General features: G+C 69.0%; 18 protein-coding genes and 1 tRNA gene. 13 read left to right on the forward strand and 6 right to left on the reverse strand.

Going from position 1 to position 22785, the window contains the following annotated elements; translation table 11 throughout:
• Window positions 1-146: 146 nt before the first annotated feature.
• Window positions 147-686 carry a transposase gene (locus tag ACFW48_RS15225; RefSeq protein WP_386314604.1) on the forward strand — a complete coding sequence of 180 codons (540 nt, stop codon included), beginning with the start codon at window positions 147-149 and terminating at the stop codon, window positions 684-686.
• A gap of 409 nt (window positions 687-1095) precedes the next feature.
• On the opposite strand, the gene ACFW48_RS15230 is transcribed toward ACFW48_RS15225, so the two are convergent.
• Together ACFW48_RS15230 and ACFW48_RS15235 are read right to left on the reverse strand one after the other, a co-directional pair.
• Complete coding sequence (locus tag ACFW48_RS15230) at window positions 1096-1566, reverse strand: GNAT family N-acetyltransferase (protein WP_386314607.1); 471 nt, start codon at window positions 1564-1566, stop codon at window positions 1096-1098.
• A gap of 1304 nt (window positions 1567-2870) precedes the next feature.
• Window positions 2871-3548: a TIGR02391 family protein gene (locus ACFW48_RS15235; protein WP_386314610.1), complete on the reverse strand. Its 678-nt coding sequence runs from the start codon at window positions 3546-3548 to the stop codon at window positions 2871-2873.
• 363 nt (window positions 3549-3911) lie between these two features.
• Here ACFW48_RS15235 and ACFW48_RS15240 point away from each other — a divergent pair, with 363 nt between their 5' ends.
• Window positions 3912-4643: an ImmA/IrrE family metallo-endopeptidase gene (locus ACFW48_RS15240; protein ID WP_386314612.1), complete on the forward strand. Its 732-nt coding sequence runs from the start codon at window positions 3912-3914 to the stop codon at window positions 4641-4643.
• Between the two features lie 726 nt (window positions 4644-5369).
• Here ACFW48_RS15240 and ACFW48_RS15245 read toward each other — a convergent pair.
• A tRNA-Gly gene (locus ACFW48_RS15245) sits at window positions 5370-5443 on the reverse strand.
• A gap of 552 nt (window positions 5444-5995) precedes the next feature.
• On the opposite strand from ACFW48_RS15245, the gene dcd reads away from it, so the two are divergent.
• Together dcd and ACFW48_RS15255 are read left to right on the forward strand one after the other, a co-directional pair.
• Entirely contained in the window at window positions 5996-6571 is a 576-nt protein-coding gene (gene dcd, locus ACFW48_RS15250; protein ID WP_310872197.1) for a dCTP deaminase, read from the forward strand.
• Between the two features lie 39 nt (window positions 6572-6610).
• Window positions 6611-7108 (forward strand): phosphoribosyltransferase, encoded by a 498-nt coding sequence (locus ACFW48_RS15255; protein ID WP_386314615.1) that lies wholly within the window; start codon window positions 6611-6613, stop codon window positions 7106-7108.
• A gap of 94 nt (window positions 7109-7202) precedes the next feature.
• Here ACFW48_RS15255 and ACFW48_RS15260 read toward each other — a convergent pair whose 3' ends face one another.
• Window positions 7203-8216, reverse strand: coding sequence for a YIP1 family protein (locus ACFW48_RS15260; RefSeq protein ID WP_386314618.1), 1014 nt, complete (start codon window positions 8214-8216; stop codon window positions 7203-7205).
• Between the two features lie 152 nt (window positions 8217-8368).
• A complete protein-coding gene (locus ACFW48_RS15265) occupies window positions 8369-10651 on the reverse strand; it encodes a (Fe-S)-binding protein (protein ID WP_386314621.1) in 2283 nt (760 codons plus the stop codon).
• A gap of 350 nt (window positions 10652-11001) precedes the next feature.
• On the opposite strand from ACFW48_RS15265, the gene ACFW48_RS15270 reads away from it, so the two are divergent.
• The 6 genes from ACFW48_RS15270 (at window position 11002) to ACFW48_RS15295 (ending at window position 17821) form a co-directional block, all read left to right on the forward strand.
• On the forward strand, window positions 11002-12168 hold the full coding sequence (locus ACFW48_RS15270; protein WP_386314624.1) for an MraY family glycosyltransferase: 1167 nt from the start codon (window positions 11002-11004) through the stop codon (window positions 12166-12168).
• Between the two features lie 95 nt (window positions 12169-12263).
• Entirely contained in the window at window positions 12264-14120 is a 1857-nt protein-coding gene (gene dnaK, locus ACFW48_RS15275) for a molecular chaperone DnaK (RefSeq protein ID WP_386314627.1), read from the forward strand.
• Entirely contained in the window at window positions 14117-14824 is a 708-nt protein-coding gene (gene grpE, locus ACFW48_RS15280; RefSeq protein ID WP_386314630.1) for a nucleotide exchange factor GrpE, read from the forward strand. Before dnaK ends, grpE begins: the two co-directional genes overlap by 4 nt.
• Window positions 14825-14857: 33 nt before the next feature.
• Window positions 14858-16057, forward strand: coding sequence for a molecular chaperone DnaJ (gene dnaJ / locus ACFW48_RS15285; protein WP_310872190.1), 1200 nt, complete (start codon window positions 14858-14860; stop codon window positions 16055-16057).
• A gap of 5 nt (window positions 16058-16062) precedes the next feature.
• Window positions 16063-16518, forward strand: a complete 456-nt coding sequence (locus tag ACFW48_RS15290; protein ID WP_121748168.1) for a heat shock protein transcriptional repressor HspR — start codon at window positions 16063-16065, stop codon at window positions 16516-16518.
• 184 nt (window positions 16519-16702) lie between these two features.
• A complete protein-coding gene (locus ACFW48_RS15295; protein WP_386314633.1) occupies window positions 16703-17821 on the forward strand; it encodes a sugar ABC transporter substrate-binding protein in 1119 nt (372 codons plus the stop codon).
• A gap of 57 nt (window positions 17822-17878) precedes the next feature.
• Here the strand turns inward: ACFW48_RS15295 and ACFW48_RS15300 are convergent, their stop codons facing one another.
• Complete coding sequence (locus ACFW48_RS15300; protein ID WP_386314636.1) at window positions 17879-19102, reverse strand: RNA-guided endonuclease InsQ/TnpB family protein; 1224 nt, start codon at window positions 19100-19102, stop codon at window positions 17879-17881.
• Between the two features lie 292 nt (window positions 19103-19394).
• Here ACFW48_RS15300 and ACFW48_RS15305 point away from each other — a divergent pair, with 292 nt between their 5' ends.
• From ACFW48_RS15305 to ACFW48_RS15315, 3 genes are all read left to right on the forward strand, one after another.
• Complete coding sequence (locus tag ACFW48_RS15305) at window positions 19395-19775, forward strand: hypothetical protein (RefSeq protein WP_386314638.1); 381 nt, start codon at window positions 19395-19397, stop codon at window positions 19773-19775.
• 128 nt (window positions 19776-19903) lie between these two features.
• Window positions 19904-20590, forward strand: coding sequence for an ABC transporter ATP-binding protein (locus ACFW48_RS15310; RefSeq protein ID WP_386314641.1), 687 nt, complete (start codon window positions 19904-19906; stop codon window positions 20588-20590).
• 32 nt (window positions 20591-20622) lie between these two features.
• Complete coding sequence (locus ACFW48_RS15315; RefSeq protein WP_386314643.1) at window positions 20623-22752, forward strand: hypothetical protein; 2130 nt, start codon at window positions 20623-20625, stop codon at window positions 22750-22752.
• The last annotated feature ends 33 nt before the right edge of the window (window positions 22753-22785 follow it).

Genomic DNA, 22785 nt, shown 5'->3' on the forward strand with positions numbered 1-22785 from the left:
GGTGACATGCAGCATCGTGCCAACAGAGTGTCCGCAGGGCTTCAGGGGACGTTAAGTCCGATCTTCCTCGCTTGGTGATCGCTCGATCGTGTGACTGATCGCTGCACGGACCAGACACTCGGCATGGACATGCTGAGATGTGGGCCATGGACAGAGAGCCGTATCCGAGTGACTTATCGGACGAGCAGTGGGCCTTGCTGGAGCCGATGATCACGGGCTGGAAGCGGGACCGGGTGGCACGCTCGGCGACCGGCGACCCGGGTTCCTGTGATCTCCGGGAGGTCGTGAATGCGATCTTCTATCAGAACCGGACCGGCTGTCAGTGGCGCTATCTGCCGCATGACCTGCCGTCCTGGTCGGCGGTGTTCTACTACTTCACACTGTGGCGCCAGGACGGCCTGTTCAAGAATGATGTCGTCATTCACGGAGTGCTGAACGACATCGACGTCGAGGTCGTCCGCCGCAACCCCGACGACCAGGGCAAAGGCTTCATTCCGCAGCCCAAGCGGTGGATCGTGGAACAGGTCAACGGGACCCTGCTCCTGCACAGGCGGCTGGCCCGCCAGTACGACCACCGGCCCGACACCTCGGTCTCCCGCGTCTACTGGGCCTCCACCGCGAACATGGCCCGCCGCCTGACCACGCCGAGCCCCGCCTGGCGTGGCGATCTCGGGCTGGCAGCGTGAACGTCACCGAACTCCTCGCCGGCCTCCAGGCCCAGCACGAGGCAGCCACCATCCGGGCCCCGGGAGATCCAGGAGCAGATCGACCACCTCACCGCCGCCCTGGCCGAGGCCGAGACCCGACCCACGGAACTGGTCATCGCCCGGAAATTCATCGCGGAAACCGCCCCGTCAGCAACTGATCCCGACCCGCCGCAGACCGAGACGAGCACCGCCTACCAAGCCATCGTGAACGCCTTCAACCAGCATCCCGGCCAGGCATTCCGGGCCCGTGAACTGCACGAACTCCTCGCCATGCCCACCGACGAAGCCTCCGTCAACATCACCCGGAGCCGCCTCGCACGCCTCCTCCGCCAAGGCTTCCTCACCCAACCCGGGCGAAGCCGCTGCCAGAAACGGACTTAACGTCCACTCAGACGTTGCGCTCCAGGAGCGGATGCGAGCGCCGCTCTGGGTGGGGCAGCCGAAAGGCGGGCGGTGAGGCGAGGTGATCGCAGACCCCGCCGTACTCGGGGAGCGCGACACCTAACTCCTTCTCTAGCGCCGGGAAGAACTGTTTGGCCTGTGGGGACTGGCCGGTGGTCTGCCAGGCGTACCCAGGGCCGTCGGCGAGCGCCCTGCGGATCAGGCGCCGTCCAAGGCCCTGGCGATGGTGGTCGGGGTCTATGGAGATCTTGTTAATGCTGCCGATGCGGCATGGGTCACACACCACCCACACCAGTCGGCCGATGTTGTACCCGTCACGGTCGAACATCCGGAGGTTCCGGTATCCGGTTGGACGACCAGGGGGCCAGTACAGGAACCGCACCTCCCGGTGCCGGGTGGTCAGCAGAATCCAGCGCCACCGTAGCGGCGAGAGGCGCTCAGGGACGGGCGGCGTCACCGGCTTCTCCTTCGGTTCGGCTCGGGCGGGTACAACAGTCGTGAGTGCTAAGCAACGATCTTGAGCGCTTCCACCACGGGGAAGCGTTGGCTGTGCCTCTGACCACCCCATCATGTCGGGCGCTTACGGTTGCCAATGGTCAGGGAGGTCGGGCCTCATAAGCCGTACCGAGGCTATGGAAGGCGATCCGGGCCAACGCCCGGTACCTCGACGTGTGGGCGTGTGGCTGATGCAGGCTGTCCACCCAGGTGCGTGCCCATCCGATCACCGCAACTGAGACCACTGCACGACGAGGGCCCGACCAGGATTTGGTCGGGCCCTCGTTTCCGCTGCTCAGCGGCTGCGGAGGATCCGAGATTCGAACTTGTGAGGGGTTGCCCCCAACACGCTTCCAAATGTTCGTCTGGGGGTTCAGGAGGGATCAGGGGCGTTCTGACCTCGTGGAGCAGTTGACATGCGGGCACGTGGACGGAGCTGGACGGGGGTGAATGCAACCAGAACTGCGATTCCTGGGGCGACGGGAGCCGGTCTGGTGTTCGGCGAGCATCGTCTCGTGCGGGCCCAGGGTCGACTCGGTGCGGTCGATGAGGCTCTCTCCGAAGCCTGCCCCGGTTGTCAGGGGGGAGCGTACTAGGTAGCTTTCGGCCCAATGCCGGGGCTCGGCGACCATGGGATAGAAAGCCTGTCCCGAGAAGGGACAGGAGGGTTGTCCCGACTCGGGACACGACGCCCGTCCCGAAAGGGGACACGCAGTCAGAGGCCGGTCAACCACTCGTCCGGCATGGCAGCAATGCGCTACGGTCATTCGCGCTCGACCGGGTCAGTAGGCCACAGCCTGCGTCAAGTCTCGGGCACCGGATGTGCGTGGGTGCTGCAAGCCCAAGGCGGGCACACCACCTCTGGTGGCGGGCCGGTCGCGAACCTCTCCGGGGCTGCTGCCCGGTAGCGCTGCCAGTAGCTCCTGGGCTGTCTGTTCGGGCTTGCCGCGCTGCGACCAGGCACGGGCCGCGGGCGGTGTGCATCCGGCTCTTGTGCTCGGCGGTGGCGAAGAGGTCCGCTCGCAGTCCTCGCACGACTTCGAGTGCCGCGCCAGCGTCACCCAGGGCCGCGCACTCCTACCGCGTAGAGGTCGGACTCTGGTGGCGAGATGCGAAACAGCCTGTCTGCGGTGGCGATGCAGGGAGCCAATGTTCCGCGTTCCGGGCTTCGGAGACCATGTCCAGGGCCTGGCCGCAGTCACGCGCTTGTGCGGCCGCGGCGGCTGGCCAGCCCTCAATCGGGTAGATCACGCAGCCACACAGGAGCTAGATGTGCTGTTCGGGCAGCTCGGGAAGGCCGTCCTCGTGGCTGTTGGGGTTGCGGATGCCGGCGTAGCAGCCCTCGGCGAAGGCCATGGCGCCGCGGTGGACGCTGTGGAAGGTGCCGCTGCCGTCGTCGTCCATAAGACGCAGGCGGGGTTCGTCGGCCTTGGGCGCGCTCAGCGAGAAGACGTTCTGGAAGAGCTTGGTCTCGCTCGGATTCCGGCGGCCGACCTTGTTCTGCGTCTCGGCGTTGACCTTGCGGGCTGCAGCGGTGACCGCTTCTCGCAAGTGTCCGCTCTGCCACAGGGCGCGGGCTCCCTCCCAGACCCACGGGTGCATGGTCCCCGCGGTCAGCTGCGGGGAGACGTCATCGAGGCGGGCGCGGACATCGACGTCGCGCTGCAGTGCCGCGTCTGCACGCTGGGCCGCCTCGCGGTGCTGGTACCAGCGGTTGACGGTCTTGTTCTTGTCGTTGGGCACTTCTGTGCGCCATCGCGGCAGTAGCCGGTCGAGGATCTGCTCGACCACGTGAGCGCTGGCCACAATGTCGGCCTCTGAGCCCCGATTCTCCATGTAGCTGCTGAACGTGATTACGCCCGGCGGGTCCGGCAGTACGCACAAATCGGTCAGCTTGAGAAACTGAGCCAACTCGGCGCGAGCCCACGGGATGTCGATGCCCATGAGGCCATCGTGCCGCACACCACTGACAACGCCGTGCCGCCCGATGAGCAGCCGGGCGTCAGGGTGCGGCCAGTGCCACTGTCAGGTGGCCGATGGGGTGGATCGCGATTGGGCTCGGAAGTGTGTCGCGGGTGTGGTGCTCCTGCGCATTCTGCTCCGACAGGTCCGGGGCCTGTTGCTGGACGTCGGTGACGTGGTGTGCGCCTGGACCTCAGCTCCGGACGGTTGGCTCGGGTCCTTCAGGACTGGATCGGCGCGCGCTTCCGCTTGCCCTCTCCCGACATCCCGACGCTCACATCCTTCAGCCGCCTCGGCTCGGACGAAGACCGAGTCCCTCACCCGGGGGAGGACGCGGGCACAGACGTGCCGGCCGAGGAAGCTGCCGCGCTGGTGCGGGCCCGCCGGGGTCTTGGCAACGCACCGATCCCGAATGCCGTGCACCTGCTGGAGGCGCACGGAGTGCGCGTCTTCTCGCTGTCCCGGGACTGCCCAGAGGTCGACGCGTTCTCCTTCTGGGACCGTGGGATTCCGTTCGTGCTGTTGAGTACCGAGAAGACCGCGGAGCGCGGACGCTTCGACGCGGCCCACGAACTCGGACACCTCGTCCTCCATGGTGAGGAGCAGATGCCGCACGGTCCGCAAGCCGAAGCCGAGGCCCATCGGTTCGCAGCCGCGCTTCTGATGCCACGAGCGGACGTCCTCGCCCGCGCCCCGCGCGGTGCGAGCACCAACTGGATCCTTCAGGCCAAGCGCCGCTGGAAGGTCGCTGCCATGGCGCTGGCCCACCGGCTGCACGAGCTGGGCCTGACGACCGAGTGGCAGTACCGAACTCACTGCGTGGAACTCGGCCGCCTCGGCTACCGCAAGTCCGAGCCGCGCAGTGGCGTGGTCCGCGAAACGTCCCAAATTCTGGGCAAGGTGTTCGCGACTCTGCGAAGTGAGGGCACGAGGCTCACTGACATCGTCCGTGAGCTGCATCTCCAGCCTGCCGACCTCAGTGACCTCGTCTTCGGCCTCGTCGTCACCACGCAGGAGGGTGAGGGGCGGCAGCGCACCGGCAAGACCGACCGGTCCCACCTGTCCGTCGTCCGGTGAGTCGACGAGGGCCAGCTCCGCGGCGCCTGTCGCGGCTTCGGGGCACGACGGAACAGCCACCAACGGCAAGGCCATGATTCTCAACGCGAAGCGGGCCCGGCACCACGCCGTGGCCCACTTCGCACTGCGGGTTCAGCTGCAGCAGTCACCGTCGACTCGGCAGCCGCAAGCGTCTGCTGCGGCCGCCACGGGCGGGACTGCTGCGGCGGACGCGGGCCCGCAACAGCCCATGCCGTGCCACGCGTCGCGGCCTTCCTTGACGGCGGCGATGACTAGGGCGGCGACGGGACCAGCCCCGCTCGACCTGTCCGCCTGGTGTCACATGACCGGCCACATCTACCTCGGCCCCGTGCCCGGGACCGAGCAGCCCACCTACGCCCTGCTGGCTGACCGCCGGCGCACTGCCCACACGCGCTGACGCGCCATGGCATTCAGTCGCGCCGTAGTCCTTCCGGTGGCCACGATCGCGCAGTGACGTCGTGCCGCCTTACGGCGCGAACTGCTGCTTTGCGGAAGCTACTTCCCATCCGACAGCGGAGAGAGTGGCGCAGGTCACATGAGATGCGTCTCGCGATTCGAGACGCTCTGGAGCCGAGTGGGCTGGACGGCGTGTCGGAACCCACCTGGGCACCACCCACCTGCACTTAGGGCATGCGGAGGGCACGCCAGCCTGCGATTGGACTAGACAACAAGAAACCCCCGGGCTGATGACCTGGGGGCTCAGAGTGGAGCGGGTGACGAGAATCGAACTCGCGCTCTCAGCTTGGGAAGCTGATGTTCTACCATTAAACTACACCCGCGTAAGACGCCGACCACGTCGGTGCCTGGACGCTCGCTCACTCTACCTCATCGCTGGCCCCCGGTGTTCGCGCCGTGGGGCCGGCGGGCGTTTCGGCGGGTGTGATGCGGCTGCGGAGGGCCGGAGTTGGGGCGTACGGTGGGCGCGTGGGCGAGGGTCCCGGAGGGGCCGGAGTGCCGCCTGGAGAGTCGTCTCTTTGATCCCGTACTGTGGCTTTTGTCGTCAGGGTAGTAAGCCAGACGCGGCTCTTGGGGAAGGGACTTGAAGGACTTGATGGATCGCACCGTCCTCCGCTGTGCCGATGGGCACGTGTTCACCGCCGCCTCGTTCCCGATGCAGCAGGCCGAGCGACTCGGCCCCGGTCGGCTCGTCCGATGTCCGCGGTGTGCGCGGCTGCGGAGTGCCGTGCCGGTGGGGTCGGAGAAGCGGTAGCCGGCCTCCCCGCCGGGGAGACCTCACAGGACCCAGTAGTAGTCAGTGGGAGTCAGTAGGGCCGGGCGCGCGGGGTGGCGGCGATTGTCGCTGCTCCGCGCGCCTTGCGTATCCTCGGTGCGTGCTTCTCTCAGACAAGGACATCCGGGCCGAGATCGATTCCGGGCGGGTCCGCATCGAACCCTTCGACGACTCCATGGTGCAGCCGTCGAGCATCGACGTGCGCCTCGACCGCTACTTCCGGGTGTTCGAGAATCACCGGTACCCGCACATCGACCCCTCCGTCGAGCAGGCGGACCTGACCCGGCTCGTGGAGCCGGAGGGGGACGAGCCGTTCATCCTGCATCCTGGTGAGTTCGTGCTGGCCAGTACGTACGAGGTCGTCTCGCTGCCCGACGATCTCGCCTCGCGGTTGGAGGGGAAGAGTTCGCTCGGGCGGCTCGGGCTGGTCACGCACTCCACCGCCGGGTTCATCGACCCCGGGTTCTCGGGGCACGTGACGCTCGAGCTCAGCAATCTCGCGACCCTGCCCATCAAGCTGTGGCCCGGGATGAAGATCGGGCAGCTGTGCATGTTCCGGCTCACTTCGCCGGCCGAGCACCCCTACGGGAGCGAGCGGTACGGGTCCCGTTACCAGGGGCAGCGGGGGCCGACCGCCTCCCGGTCCTTCATCAACTTCCATCGGACCCAGGTATGAGCCGGGTATGAGCAGCGAGAACGCAGGCGGGACGCGAGTATGAGTGACGTTCGGGAGAATCTGACCTACGAGCAGTTCGGCGTCGCCGTGCGCGAACTCGCGCAGGCCGTCGCCGACGACGGGTACGAGCCGGACATAGTGCTCTCCATCGCCCGTGGCGGGGTCTTCGTGGCCGGCGGGCTGGCGTACGCGCTCGACTGCAAGAACATCCACCTGGTGAACGTCGAGTTCTACACCGGGGTCGGGACCACGCTCGAGATGCCGGTCATGCTCGCGCCCGTGCCCAACGTCATCGACTTCTCCCGGAAGAAGGTCCTCATCACCGACGACGTCGCCGACACCGGCAAGACGCTCAAGCTGGTGCGGGACTTCTGCCTGGACACCGTCGCCGAGGTCCGCAGCGCCGTGATCTATGAGAAGTCCCACTCGCTCGTCCAGTGCGAGTACGTGTGGAAGCGGACCGATGAGTGGATCAACTTCCCGTGGAGCGTTCAGCCTCCCGTCGTGCGGCGGGAGGGGCAGGTGCTCGACGCCTGATCCGCGGCGACGGACGGATAGGACGGATGCGGACGAAAAGGGAAGGGCCCCCGGCGCGATGCCGGGGGCCCTTCCCTTGCCGGTCAGGGCGTCGTCAGAACGTGCCCAGCTTCACGATCGACAGCAGCGCGATCAGCTGGATCGCCGACGCGCCGAGCGCCTTCGGCCAGGGCAGGTCGTGGGAGCGGCCGACCATCAGGGTCAGCAGGACGCCGGCCGCGACCCAGGTTGCCCAGCCGAGGATCTGGACGAAGGGCGCGTCGCCGCCGGCGAACATGGCGACGATCAGACGCGGGGCGTCCGTGAGCGACATGATCAGCATGGAGAGGCCGACCGTGGGCTGCCACGCGCCGTCGCCGCCGAGCTGGCGGGCCAGGGTGTGGGTGACGACACCCAGGACGAACGCGCTCAGCACCATCGCCACGGCCGTGGTCAGGACGATCGGGACCGCGTTCGAGAGGGTGGCGTTGATCGCCTCCTCGCGCGCGCCGTCGAAGCCGAAGACCGCCAGCAGGCCGTAGAGGAAGGTCACGATGAGCGCCGGGGCCCACATCGCGTAGTCCCGCATCTGGAGGAAGGTCTGGTTGGGGGCGACGACGACGCCCCTCAGCAGGGCCTTCCAGTGCAGGCGGGGGCCGACCGGGCCGGGCGGCGGGGCGGAGCCGGCTCGGTAGGTCTCGCCCTGGTTGTAAGGGTCGTCGCCGACCGTGAACGCCTGGGTGTGACCGGGGTTGTTGGCCGCGTACGGGTCGTGCGGGGCCTGGCCCCCGTGCGGGCCGCCCTGGGGGTAGCCGCCGTCGCCGAAGTACTCCGGCTCACCGTGCCCTCCGCCGTGCGGCTGCGGCCACGGTGAGCCACCGGCGCCGGGGCCGCCACCCCCGTACGGCTGCTGCGGGTACGGCTGCCGAGGCGTCGCGGGACCGCCGTACGACGGTCCCTGGGGCGCCTGCTGTCCGTACGGAGGGTGTTGCGGTCGCGCATTGGGAGCGCCGTTGTTCCGGCCGCGTCCGATCCTGAATCCAGCCACGCCTTCGAACGTACCTGGTCCCGGAGAGTGACGTGCGTGGCCCGGCCTTTCGGGGGCCCCTTTGCTGCCGAGCTGTGACATCCCTTACGGGGGTTGACCGGGCCGTCCCCTAGGGGGCGTACGGGGTCGGGCCAGACCTTGGCGCCCCCGGCCTGCCGGGAACGGCGGCGGCCCCCGACCCGCTCGGGGTCAGGGGCCGCCGTAACTCGGACTGCCGGGCCGGGCGGGGCCGGTTACTTCACCGGCTCCGGCGTCGGCTCGCTCTCCGTCTCCGGCTCGCCCGCCGGGTCGGCCGGGGTCTTGACGGAGTCGAGCAGGAGCTGGGCGACGTCGACGACCTGGATGGACTCCTTGGCCTTGCCGTCGTTCTTCTTGCCGTTCACGGAGTCCGTGAGCATGACGAGGCAGAACGGGCAGGCGGTGGAGACGATGTCCGGGTTGACCGAGAGGGCCTCGTCGACGCGCTCGTTGTTGATGCGCTTGCCGATCCGCTCCTCCATCCACATCCGCGCGCCGCCGGCGCCGCAGCAGAAGCCGCGTTCCTTGTGGCGGTGCATCTCCTCGTTGCGGATGCCCGGGACGCTGGCGATGATCTCGCGCGGGGGCGTGTAGATCTTGTTGTGGCGGCCCAGGTAGCACGGGTCGTGGTACGTGATGATGCCCTCGACCGGGGTGACCGGGAGCAGCTTGCCCTCGTCCACCAGGTGCTGGAGCAGCTGGGTGTGGTGGATGACCTCGTAGTCGCCGCCGAGCTGCGGGTACTCGTTGCCGAGGGTGTTGAGGCAGTGCGGGCAGGTGGCGACGATCTTCTTCGCCGACTTCGGCTTCGCCGACTCGGGCACCACCTTGCCGTCCTCGTCCATCTCCTCGCCGAAGGCGGCGTTGAGGGACATGACGTTCTCCATGCCGAGCTCCTGGAACAGGGGCTCGTTGCCGAGGCGGCGGGCGGAGTCGCCGGTGCACTTCTCGTCGCCGCCCATGATCGCGAACTTGACGCCCGCGATGTGGAGGAGTTCGGCGAAGGCCTTGGTGGTCTTCTTGGCGCGGTCCTCCAGGGCGCCGGCGCAGCCGACCCAGTAGAGGTACTCGACCTCGGTGAGGTCCTCGATGTCCTTGCCGACGACCGGGACCTCGAAGTCCAGCTCCTTGAGCCACTCCAGGCGCTGCTTCTTCGCCAGGCCCCAGGGGTTGCCCTTCTTCTCCAGGTTCTTGAGCATCGTGCCCGCCTCGGACGGGAACGCGGACTCGATCATCACCTGGTAGCGGCGCATGTCGACGATGTGGTCGACGTGCTCGATGTCGACGGGGCACTGCTCGACGCAGGCGCCGCAGGTGGTGCAGGACCACAGGACGTCCGGGTCGATGACGCCGTTCTCTTCGAGGGTGCCGATCAGCGGGCGCTCGGCCTCGGCGAGGGCCGCCGCGGGGACGCCCGCCAGCTGCTCCTCGGACGCCTTCTCCTCGCCCTCCATCGTCTTGCCGCCGCCGGCCAGCAGGTAGGGGGCCTTGGCGTGCGCGTGGTCGCGCAGGGACATGATCAGGAGCTTGGGGGAGAGCGGCTTGCCCGTGTTCCAGGCGGGGCACTGCGACTGGCAGCGGCCGCACTCGGTGCAGGTGGAGAAGTCGAGCAGGCCCTTCCAGGAGAAGTGCTCGACCTGGGAGACGCCGAAGACGTCGTCGTCGCCCGGGTCGGTGAAGTCGATCGGCTTCCCGCCGGACGTCATCGGCAGCAGCTCGCCCAGCGCGGTGCCGCCCTTCGCGTCGCGCTTGAACCAGATGTTCGGGAAGGCGAGGAAGCGGTGCCAGGCCACGCCCATGTCGGTCTTCAGGGCGACCGTGATCATCCAGATGAAGGAGGTCGCGATCTTCAGTCCGGCGAAGAGGTAGACGAGGTTCTGGAGCGTGGAGACGTCCAGGTCCTGGAGCGCGGAGACGACCGGGTACGAGATGAAGAACGACGCCTCGTAGCCGTCCACGTGGTGGAGGGCGCCCTCCAGGGCGTGCAGCATGAAGATGCAGACGCCGACGATGAGGATGACGGCCTCGACGAAGTACGCCTGGCCGAAGTTGGAGCCGGCGAAGCGGGACTTGCGGCCCGGCTTGTTCGGCTTGCTCAGCTGGCGGATCCCGATCAGGACCAGGATGCCGAGCACCGTCATGGTGCCGATGAACTCGACGAAGACGTTGTACGGCGCCCAGTCGCCGATGACCGGCAGGATCCAGTCGGCCTCGAACAACTGGCCGATCGCGTTGACGATCGTCAGCAGCAGGGAGAAGAAGCCCACCGCCACGAACCAGTGCGCCACCCCGACGATGCCCCAGCGGTTCATCCGGGTGTGGCCGAGGAATTCCCTGACCACGGTGATGGTGCGCTGTGCGGGTTCGTTGGTCCGCGTGCCGGCCGGTACCGGCTGGCCGAGCCGCATGGAGTTGTAGATCTGCAGGACGGCGCGGCCGAACAGTGCGACGCCGACCACGATCAGGACCAGCGACACGATGATCGCGGCGAGTTGCATTTGGGGGCTCCTCGGGCCTGCGAGGTTGCGAGGGGGCGGTATTACTAAGCGGTAACTTAGGTAGTTCGTCTGAGACTACCCCCATCCTCCGCCGCACTGTAGCCGGACGTGCGGTGATCTGCGTCGCTGAGGCAACCCTGACCGGCGGGCCCGGCCGCCGGGGCGGGTGTGTCGCTGAGTCGGACGCGCTTGGACGCGCTTGGACGCGCTTGGACGCGCTTGGACGCGCTTGGACGCGCTTGGACGTGTTTGGGCGCGCTTTGACGTGTTTGGAAGCACTTGGACGTGCCTGGGCGCGCCATTCGTCGCAAATCATGATATTCGGCTTGTTTCGGGCATAGATTATGCCCGTGCTCTACGGGATCATCGCCGCCACCGCCTCCTTTCTCCTCGCCGCCCTCCTCGCCGCGCTGCTGAGGGCGCCCGCCCTGCGCCTCGCCCTCGTCGACCGCCGACGGCAGCGGCCCGTCCCCCTGCTCGGCGGTGTGGCCGTCGTCCTCGTCACCGGGTTGGTCGCGTGGGCCGGGGACTGGACCGGTGTCGTGCCGCTGGGGTCGTTGGTCGGCCGGCTGCTGGTGGCCGGGACCGCCGTCGGCGCGCTCGGCCTGGCCGCCGACGTGTGGCGGCTGCGGAGGCGGTGGCTGCTCGCCGGTACGGCCGTCGCGGCGGCGTGCGTGGTGCCGTACGAGGTGACCGGGCCGGTGGCCGGGGCGCTCGCCGTGGGCTGGATCGCGGTGGTCGCCGTCGCCTTCCGGGGGCTCGACCACGCCGACGGGGTGGCCGGCACGGTGGGTGTGGTCACCGCCTTCGGTGTCGGTGCCTGTGCCGCCGCCGAGCTGATGGACGCGCTGGCGGTGCTGCTCAGCGCGCTGGCCGCCGCGCTGACCGGGTTCCTGCTGCACAACTGGCATCCCGCGCGGATCGCGCTCGGGGCGTGCGGGTCGCTCTTCGCGGGCTTCCTGCTCGCCGGGGCGGCGGTGTTCACCCGGGCGGGGCACGAGCCCGGGGCCGGTGTGGGGGTGCTGTTCGCGCTGACGGCCCTCGCGAGCGTCGACGCCGTACTCGTACTCCTCTCGCGCCGGCTGGCCGGACGGCCCCTGCTGCGCGGCGGGCCCGACCACCTCGCCCACCGGCTGCGGCGGCTCGGGCTCACTCCGCAGGGCGCGGTGGTGGTCCTCGGTGTGGCCTCGTTCTGCGGGGTACTCGTGGGCGCGCTCGTGCACACCGGGTGGGCGGGGGAGACGGCGGTGCTGTGGTTGGCGGGCGGGGCGGCGGCCGGAGTGCTGGGGCTGCTACGGGTACGGGTGTACGAGCCCCGGCGGGCGGGGACGGATCCCCGGACCCGTGCGTCACTTCACGGGCCTCGCGCGGAACCGCGTGGGCGGCCCCAGGAGTCCCCCGAGGCAACGGTCGCCCCGCCCCGTGCGTCCTCCCGGGCGGCGATTTTTCCGGTTCGTCAGGGCAGGCGTGGTGAGGAACCCCAGGTCAGCGCACCGTTGCGCGTAAGGAACGGATAAGAGTTGAGTCCGCCCGACTCACGTCTGTTGACCCAGCGATCGGCGTCATGCACACTTGAGCCTGTTCCACTCAAGTCAGCTGGAGGTTATTCACCATGGCACGTGCGGTCGGCATCGACCTGGGCACGACTAACTCCGTCGTCAGCGTTCTGGAGGGCGGCGAGCCCACCGTCATCACCAACGCCGAGGGCGCCAGGACCACGCCGTCCGTCGTCGCCTTCGCCAAGAACGGCGAGGTGCTGGTCGGCGAGGTGGCCAAGCGCCAGGCGGTCACGAACGTCGACAGGACCATCCGGTCGGTCAAGCGCCACATGGGCACCGACTGGAAGATCAACCTGGACGGCAAGGACTTCAACCCGCAGCAGATCAGCGCCTTCGTGCTGCAGAAGCTGAAGCGGGACGCCGAGTCCTACCTGGGCGAGAAGGTGACCGACGCGGTCATCACCGTCCCGGCGTACTTCAACGACGCCGAGCGCCAGGCCACCAAGGAGGCCGGTGAGATCGCGGGCCTCAACGTCCTGCGCATCGTCAACGAGCCGACGGCCGCCGCGCTGGCGTACGGCCTCGACAAGGACGAGCAGATCATCCTCGTCTTCGACCTCGGTGGCGGTACGTTCGACGTCTCGCTGCTGGAGATCGGCGACGGCGTCGTCGAGGTGAAGGCCACCAACGGTGACAACCACCTCGGTGGTGACGACTGGGACCAGCGCGTCGTCGACTACCTGGTCAAGCAGTTCCAGTCCGGCCACGGCGTGGACCTGGGCAAGGACAAGATGGCCCTCCAGCGTCTCCGCGAGGCCGCCGAGAAGGCCAAGATCGAGCTGTCCTCGTCCACCGAGACCTCGATCAACCTCCCCTACATCACGGCCTCCGCCGAGGGCCCGCTGCACCTGGACGAGAAGCTCACCCGGGCCCAGTTCCAGCAGCTGACGTCCGACCTGCTGGAGCGCTGCAAGACGCCGTTCCACAACGTCATCAAGGACGCCGGCATCCAGCTGTCCGAGATCGACCACGTCGTTCTCGTCGGTGGCTCCACCCGTATGCCCGCCGTCGCCGAGCTGGTCAAGGAGCTGACCGGCGGCAAGGACGCCAACAAGGGCGTCAACCCGGACGAGGTCGTCGCCATCGGCGCCGCCCTGCAGGCCGGTGTCCTCAAGGGCGAGGTCAAGGACGTCCTGCTCCTCGACGTCACCCCGCTGTCCCTCGGTATCGAGACCAAGGGCGGCATCATGACCAAGCTGATCGAGCGGAACACGACGATCCCGACGAAGCGTTCGGAGATCTTCACCACCGCCGAGGACAACCAGCCCTCCGTGCAGATCCAGGTCTACCAGGGCGAGCGCGAGATCGCGGCGTACAACAAGAAGCTCGGTATGTTCGAGCTGACCGGTCTGCCCCCGGCGCCCCGCGGCGTCCCGCAGATCGAGGTCGCCTTCGACATCGACGCCAACGGCATCATGCACGTCACGGCGAAGGACCTCGGCACCGGCAAGGAGCAGAAGATGACCGTCACCGGCGGCTCCTCGCTGCCGAAGGACGAGGTCGACCGGATGCGCCAGGAGGCCGAGAAGTACGCGGAGGAGGACCACGCCCGCCGCGAGGCCGCCGAATCCCGCAACCAGGGCGAGCAGCTCGTCTACCAGACGGAGAAGTTCCTCAAGGACAACGAGGACAAGGTCCCGGGCGAGGTCAAGACCGAGGTCGAGGAGGCCGTCGCCGAGCTGAAGGAGAAGCTTAAGGGCGAGGACACCGCCGAGATCCGCACCGCCACGGAGAAGGTCGCCGCCGTCTCGCAGAAGCTGGGCCAGGCCATGTACGCCGACGCCCAGGGCGCGCAGGCCGCCGGTGGCGAGGCTCCGGGCGCCGGTGCCGGTGCCGGTGACAAGGCGGCCGACGACGACGTCGTCGACGCCGAGATCGTGGACGACGAGCGCAAGGACGGTGCCGCGTGACGGAGGAGACCCCGGGTTTTGACGAGAAGCCCGACGTCCCCTCCGGCGCCACCCCCGACGACGCCGAGCCGAAGGCCGCCGCTCCCTCTTCGGAGGAGGGCGCGGCCCCGGCCGGGGACGCAAGTGAGAACGCGGGCCTGGTGGCCCAGCTGGACCAGGTGCGCACGGCGCTGAACGAGCGCACGGCGGACCTCCAGCGACTCCAGGCCGAGTACCAGAACTACCGCCGCCGCGTCGAGCGGGACCGCGTCGCGGTCAAGGAGGTCGCCGTCGCGAACCTCCTGTCCGAGCTGCTTCCCGTGGTCGACGACATCGGCCGCGCCCGGGAGCACGGCGAACTCGTCGGCGGCTTCAAGTCCGTCGCGGAGTCGCTGGAGACGGTCATCGCCAAGATGGGCCTCCAGCAGTTCGGCAAGGAGGGCGAGCCCTTCGACCCGACGATCCACGAGGCACTGATGCACTCGTACGCGCCGGACGTCACCGAGACGACGTGCGTGGCGATTCTGCAGCCCGGGTACCGGATCGGCGAGCGCACCATCCGCCCCGCGCGGGTGGCGGTGGCCGAGCCGCAGCCGGGTGCGCAGGCGGCCAAGCCGGCCGAGGAGAGCACCGAGGCACCGGCCGACCCGGCGGAGAGCGACGGGAACGCCGGAAACACCGGAAACGCCGGAAACAAGGAGAGCGGTGGCCCGGACGAGGGCTGAGCTTGACGTGACGAGAGAGGAGGGACGTCGGGGATGAGCACCAAGGACTTCATCGAGAAGGACTACTACAAGGTCCTCGGCGTCCCCAAGGACGCCACCGAGGCCGAGATCAAGAAGGCGTACCGGAAGCTCGCCCGCGAGTACCACCCGGACGCCAACAAGGGAAACGTCAAGGCGGAGGAGCGCTTCAAGGAGATCTCCGAGGCCAACGACATCCTCGGTGACCCCAAGAAGCGCAAGGAGTACGACGAGGCCCGCAGCCTCTTCGGCAACGGCGGTTTCCGTCCGGGGCCGGGCGCGGGCGGCGGCGGCACCTTCAACTTCGACCTGGGCGACCTCTTCGGAGGCGGCGCCCAGGGCGGAGGCCAGGGAGGGGCCGGAGGTTTCGGCGGCGGGCTCGGCGACGTCTTCGGGGGCCTGTTCAACCGCACCGGCGCCGGCGGCCCCGGCACCGGCACGCGGACCCAGCCGCGGCGCGGCCAGGACATCGAGTCCGAGGTCACCCTGAGCTTCACGGAGGCCATCGAGGGCGCGACGGTCCCGCTGCGGATGTCCTCGCAGGCACCCTGCAAGGCCTGTTCGGGCACCGGCGACAAGAACGGCACGCCGCGCGTGTGCCCGACCTGCGTCGGCACCGGGCAGGTCGCCCGGGGCTCGGGCGGCGGCTTCTCGCTCACCGACCCGTGCCCGGACTGCAAGGGCCGCGGTCTGATCGCGGAGGACCCCTGCGACATCTGCAAGGGCTCCGGACGGGCCAAGTCCTCCCGGACGATGCAGGTCCGCATCCCGGCCGGGGTGTCGGACGGGCAGCGCATCCGGCTGCGCGGCAAGGGCACGCCGGGCGAGCGGGGCGGTCCGGCGGGCGACCTGTACGTGGTCGTGCACGTCAAGGAGCACCCCGTGTTCGGCCGCAAGGGCGACAACCTCACCGTCACGGTCCCGGTCACCTACGCCGAGGCAGCCCTCGGCGGCGAGGTCCGGGTCCCGACGCTGGGCGGGCCGCCGGTCACGCTGAAGTTGCCGGCGGGCACCCCGGGCGGCAGGACCATGCGCGCCAGGGGCAAGGGCGCGGTCCGCAAGGACGGCACCCGCGGCGACCTTCTGGTCACCGTCGAGGTGAGTGTTCCGAAGGACCTGACGGGGAAGGCTCGTGATGCGCTGGAGGCGTATCGCGAGGCGACCGCGGACGAGGATCCGCGGGCGGAGCTGTTCCAGGCCGCGAAGGGAGCTTGACGGAGATGGACGGTCGTCGACGCAATCCGTATGAACTGACCGAGGACACTCCGGTCTACGTCATCTCGGTGGCGGCCCAGCTCTCCGGCCTGCACCCGCAGACCCTGCGCCAGTACGACCGCCTCGGCCTGGTCTCCCCGGACCGCACGGCCGGCCGCGGCCGGCGCTACTCGGCCCGCGACATCGAACTGCTCCGCACGGTGCAGCAGTTGTCGCAGGACGAGGGCATCAACCTGGCCGGAATCAAGCGCATCATCGAACTGGAGAACCAGGTCGCCGCGCTCCAGGCCCGCATGGCGGAGCTGCAGGACGCCCTCGACGGCGCCGCCACGGCGATGCGCCAGCGCGAGGCGGCGGTACACGCCTCGTACCGCCGCGACCTGGTCCCGTACCAGGAGGTACAGCAGACCAGCGCCCTGGTGGTGTGGCGGCCCAAGCGGCACGGTCAGTCCTCGGACTGACGGTCCGCACAAGGCAGAACGGCGACGACCGGCCCGGAGGTTCCACCGGATCCATCCGACCCTCCGGGCCGGTTCGCAACGTTGCTGTCTCATTGGTCTAGTACTTCTTGACGATTTCGTGAAGACAGCGTTGGCTTCCCTCACCTGGGTCACCACAACGCCCGTGTGTCGGAAGGTAAGCGCAGTGAACAGCCGTGCCCGTCGTATCGCCATATCCCTGGCCGCGTCCATGATGACCGTCTCGCTGGCCTCCTGTGGTGTGCTGGGCGCGTCCGAGAGCAGCGACGAGGCGAGTCCGACCAAGGGCAACGACATCACGGTGGGCCTCCTCCTCCCGGAGAAGGCGAACACCCGCTACGAGCAGTTCGACTACCCGTACTTCAAGGCGAAGGTCGCCGACCTCACGCGCGACCAGGGCAACGTCAAGTACGCCAACGCCGAGGCGAACGCCTCGAAGCAGGCCGACCAGATGCAGCAGATGGTCGACGACCAGGTCGACGTGATCGTCCTGGACGCGGTCGACGCGAAGTCCATCGGCACCAGCGTGCAGAAGGCCAAGGACGCCGGCATCCCGGTCATCGCCTACGACCGGCTGGCCGAGGGCCCGATCGACGCCTACATCTCCTTCGACAACGAGCTGGTCGGCGAGGTGCAGGGCCGCTCCCTCATCGAGGCGCTCGGCGACGACGCGGACAGCTCCGACAAGATCGTCATGATGAACGGCTCGCCCACCGACCCGAACGCCAAGCAGTTCAAGGCGGGCGCGACGTCCGAGCTGAACGGCAAGGTGACGATCGCCCAGTCCTTCGACACCAAGGACTGGAAGCCGGAGAACGCCGAGGCGAACATGGCCGAGGCGATCGACAAGATCGGCAAGGACAACATCGCGGGCGTCTACTCCGCCAACGACGGCATGGCGGGCGGCGTCATCAAGGCCCTGGAGGACGCGGGCGTCACCGACCTGCCGCCGATCACCGGCCAGGACGCGGAACTCTCCGCGGTGCAGCGGATCGTCACCGGCGAGCAGTACATGAGCGTGTACAAGTCCTACCCGCAGGAGGCCGAGAGCGCCGCGGAGATGGCCGTGGCGCGGGTCCAGGGCCGGGACATCCAGTTCGACGCCCTCGCCCGCGACAAGGTCGACAGCCCCACCGACAAGGGCATCCCCGCGCAGCTCGTTCCCGTCGTCGCCCTGACGCAGGACAACATCGAGCAGACCGTCATCGCGGACGGCTTCTACAAGGTCTCCGACATCTGCACGGCCAAGTACGCGGCGGACTGCGCGGAGATCGGGCTGAATTGACTTGCTCCTCGGGCTGGAGCCCGAGGATTCTGGCCTTCTCGACTTGTTGCTGTGCCGCTACACGGCACGGGCATCGGTCGGGAATCCGTGGCTTCCTGTTTCTTCGCGCTGTGCCGGGATTGCTCCTGGTCTTACCGGCGCTCCGCAGGCCGATGCCGCCAGTCCGGCGGCCTGTTTGACGTTGATCGCGGCGTTGTGGTCCCGGTCGTGGAGGGTGCTGCAGGCGGTGCAGGTCCATTCCCGGACGTTCAGGGGTTTGGATCCGTCCACGGTGCCGCAGGTGGAGCAGGTCTGGGAGGTCGGCTCGAACCGGCCGATCCTGATCAAGGTGCGGCCGTACCGCTCAGCCTTGTACTCCAGCATCCCGATGAACGAGGACCATCCCGCGTCGTGCACCGACTTGGCCAGCCGCGTGCGGGCCAGTCCCTTGACCGACAGGTCTTCCACGGCGATCCCTTGGTTATCGGAGAGCAGTTTCGTGGAGAGCCGGTGGTGGAACTCGCGGCGCGCGTCGGCGACCTTCGCATGGGCGCGGGCGACCTTCAGGCGGGCCTTGTCACGGTTCTTCGATCCCTTCTGCGTGCGGGACAGCTCCCGCTGGGCCTTCTTCAGCTTCTTCTCCGCGCGCCGCAGAAAGCGCGGGGAGTCGACCTTCGTGCCGTCCGAGAGGACCGCGAAGTGCGTGAGGCCGAGATCGATGCCGACGGTGTGGACGGTTCCGGGCATGCGTGCCCGGTCGGCGACGGGGTCGGTGTCGATGACGAAGGAGGCGAAATACCTGTCGGCCACGTCCTTGACGACGGTGACGGACGAGGGGGTGGAGGGGAGGGTGCGGGACCATTTCACCTTCACCGCACCGATCTTCGGCAGCTTCAACCGGCCGGCGTCGGTGATGCTCCAGCAGGCGTTGGCGGTGAACCGGACCGACTGCCGGGTGCCCTTGCGGGACCTGAACCGAGGCGTACCCACCCGCGCTCCCTTGCGGGTGCCCTTGAGCGAGGCGAAGAAGTTCCGGTACGCCACCTCGGCGTCCCGCAGGGACTGCTGGAGCACCACCGCGGACACCTCACCCAGCCAGGACCGCTCGGCTGTCCGCTTCGCCTCGGTGATCAGCTTCCGGGACAGTTCGGCGGCCGTCGAGAACGGCTGTCCGGCCTTGCGGGCGTCCTCGCGGGCACGGACCGCGTCGTTGAACACGACACGGGCACACCCGAACGCCCTCGCCAACGCGACCCGCTGACCGGCATCCGGGTACACCCGAAACGCGTACCGAAGCTGCATGCGAAGATCGTGCGAACAAGCCACACCAGCCGTAACCGGGAACACTCGTTCCCCACCTCACCCCGCCGGTGACAGCACCGCCCGGCTCCGCATTGCGAATGAGCCTTGGTAGCCCTGTGCCTCCCCCGACAGGGCGGGGGACGCGGGCATACCCCCCAACGGGTGGATTCTCCGATTGACCGTCCCGGAGCAGTCTTGGAGTCACAGGAACCGCACCGCTCTCTCCCGTGCGGTTCCCTTCCGGCCGCCCACCGCGGTCCGGGAACTCCGTCAGACGAGGGGACGCAGTTCAGTGAACGTCAGAATCGCACGACGGCTGGGGGTCGGGGTCATCGCCGCCCTGGCCCTGGGTACGGCGACGCCCGCCTTCGCGTACGAGATCGGTCCGCACTCCTACAGCGGTGAGCTCCGCTTCTGGACCGAGGGCAACCGCTCGATCATGAACATCAAGGACACGGGTTCGAGCCACTGGGTGAAGGCGGAGTACTACCGCGTGGCCCACTCGGGCACCAAGCTGACGCTGTGGAACAAGAACGGTCCCAACGGTCCGTCCGACAACGACGGCAACAGGGGCACCGTCGAGAGCGGTAAGCACTCCGAGATCTACAAGGCCCGCGGCACGGTCGCACGCAACAACCTGCCTGACTGGCACACCAGTTGGTACTCCGACTGACGAGATTCGCTCGCGCAGCTTGACCACAGCCTGACCGAGAGGCCGACCGGCCTCTCGGTCAGGCATGCGTTGTCAGCGCTGTCCACGCCGTCCACATCGAGTGATCCCCCCGACCCAGGGAGCTCCGCGTGACCTCAACCCACGTCCCACCCGTCCTGCGGCTGAGTGAGGTGGTCTACGGCGTGTCAGGCCGAAGCCTGCTCGCCGGTGCCGATCTCACCGTCCCGGCGGGCAGTTCCGTCTCCGTGATGGGCCCGTCCGGCAGCGGCAAGTCCACCCTGCTGATGTGCGTCATGGGGCTGATCCGCCCACAATCGGGGAACGTCGAAGTCGTGGGGCAGGACGTGACCCGGCTGTCCGCGCGGGCCCTCGCCGCCCACCGGCGGCGGCACGTCGGCATGGTCTTCCAGTTCGGCGAGCTGCTCCCCGAGCTCACCCCGGCGGAGAACGTGATGATCGCGAGCCTACTGGCTGGCGATGCGGTCGCCGAGGCCCGCTCCCGGGCCGAGTCCCTGCTCACCCGCCTCGGGGTGCCCGAGGCCACGGCCACGCGGGACCTGTCGGGCGGAGAGAGGCAGCGTGTCGCCGTGGCTCGCGCCCTGGTCAACATGCCCGAACTGCTGCTGGCGGACGAGCCGACCGGGGCGTTGGACGGCGAGCAACGGGAAGCCGTGGCCGACCTGCTGTTCAGTACCCCGCGGGAACACGGGTGCGCCCTGGTGGTGGTGACACACGATCCGATGGTGGCGGGCCGCGCCGACGTGCGGTTGCACCTGCACGAAGGACGCCTGGTCCAGGCCCGGGAGGTGCGGTGAACGGCGGCGGCCTGCGACGGCGGCTCCTGCGTATGGGACGAGCCGCGTCCCGTTCGGCCGAAGCAGGCCGCATCCGCTACTTCGCGCTGTTCGCCGCCACCACGGTGGCGGTCCTCGCCGTCTGCGGGTTCCTGCTCGCCGCGTCCTCCTTCGACGGTCGCACCGAGCGCAGTCAGGCCCGTTGGCCGCAGGTCGCCGACACCAGCTCCGCCACGATGCTGTGGCGGGCGACGCTGGCGAGCGTCGACGACCGTCAGTACGACGTGGTCTACATCGAGCCCCTCACCCCCGACGCACCCCTGCCGCCCGGCCTGGAGCACTGGCCGGAGCCCGGTCAGGCGGTGCTCTCCCCGGCACTGAAGGCGGTCGGACATCAGGTGCGCGGCGAGTACGGGCGGGCCGTGGGCACCATCGCACCGGACGGCCTGGAGTCGCCGAGCGAGTATTTCGCGTACGTACGGCCGACGGCCGAGCGGCTGGACCCGGAGGGGATGACCAAGGCCTCCGGATTCGGTGTCTCCTGGACGCCGTCGCTCGGGGAGCACATGTACAACTTCGGGCCGAAGGAGTTCCACTGGGCCTACCTGGCGCTGGTGGGCCTCCCGGCCGGACTGTTCGTAGTGATCGCCGCCCGGGTCGGCGCCGCGGCCCGGGACCGTCGGACCGCGATCCTGACCGCGCTGGGCGCATCAGGAGGTGCCCGAGCCTGGTTCACGGTGGGCGAGGCCTTCCTGCCCGTGACCCTCGGCGCGTCGACGGCGGTCGTGGCCGTCGCTCCCGTACTCCTCACCGACGTACCGCTGCCGGTCGTCGACTTCGTGCTGTACGTCCCCGACGCCCGCGCCGCGATCCCCGCCCTCGTGGGCGCCCTGCTGGGCGTACCGCTCGCCGTGCTGGCCGCCGTGGTGCTGCTCCAGCCGCGGTACCGACCGGGCGCCTCGACCCGGCCGGTGGCCGCCAAACGGCGCCGCGAGTGGATGCTGTGGCTGTTTCCCGTGGCCCTCTTCGGCACGGTCCGCGGCACCGACCTGGCCCCGTACGACCTGCGTCTGCCCGTCCTGGCGGCCGGCAGCGTGATCACCATCGCGCTGCTGCCCGGGGTGGCCGGTGCGGTGGTGTCGGCGGCCGGACCCGCGCTGGCCAGGTTCGGTGCCGCGCGTGGCCGGGTGGGCATGCTGGTAGCGGGCCGACGGCTGGCAGTCGGCGCCCGCCCGGTCGCGCGGCTGGTGGCCGCGGTGGTCGTCGCGGTCGGCCTGGCCGCTCAAGGACAGATCGCGATCAGCCTGTTCACGGACATGAGCGACCGGGTCCACGCCGTGGAGGAGCACCTCGGCACCAGCGTATTGCGGGTCTCGACGACACTCTCCACGGCAACCGCCGACGTGGCGGCCTTCGAACGCGACCTGGGGACGGGCGTGCACGCCCTGGCCGTGACGAGGGACGCCCGCTCGGGGCGGACCGACCTCGTCGCGGACTGCTCGGCATGGCGGGACCTGGGCGTCAAGTGCCCGTCGGCGGCTCCAGTCGAACTGCGCACGCGGCACGCCGGTCTGGCCCAGGCGGCGGAGTTGGAGCGGTCGGTCGGGGCACGCCTGTACGCCCGTACGGGCAACGTCACCGAGACCGTGCGTACCGCCGAGGAGCCGGCACTGGCGGTACTGGCGCAGGACGGACGGCAGCTGTCGCTGTCTCGGGTTCACCAAGCCGCCAACACGCATGTCGCGATGGCGACGAACGTGCAGGTCTTCGCGATGGCCGGCACCTTCGGCGGCAGCGGTGAGGGCATCGCGGCCCAGCGGTGGCTGGAGCTGCTCTCCGTGGCAGGTGTGCTGGTGATCGTGGTCGTGGCCGGGATCGGATCAGTGGCCCAGTTCGTCCGGACGGGCCGCGAGCTGGGCCCGGTCTCGGTGCTGAGCGGCAACGGCCGCGTGTACTACGCGGTCTCCGTCTGGTCCCTCCTGGCGCCCACCGCCTTCGCCGTGTGCGCGGCCGTCGCGGTGACCTGGTACGTGACCACGCCGTTGATGGCCGGCTCCGCCGACCGGCTGTCCGCGCTGTCGGCGGTGGGAGCGGCCGGCCTGGCGTGCGCCGCGGTGATGGCCTGGTGGGGTGCGCGTACGGCGTCCGCGGCGGGACTGGTGTGGCGTCCGCGCAACGACTGACGCGAGGCGTGTGCCCTGCCGAGGGGTGTGGAC

The organism is Streptomyces sp. NPDC058812 (assembly GCF_042744565.1).
Taxonomy (GTDB): Bacteria; Actinomycetota; Actinomycetes; order Streptomycetales; family Streptomycetaceae; genus Streptomyces; species Streptomyces thinghirensis.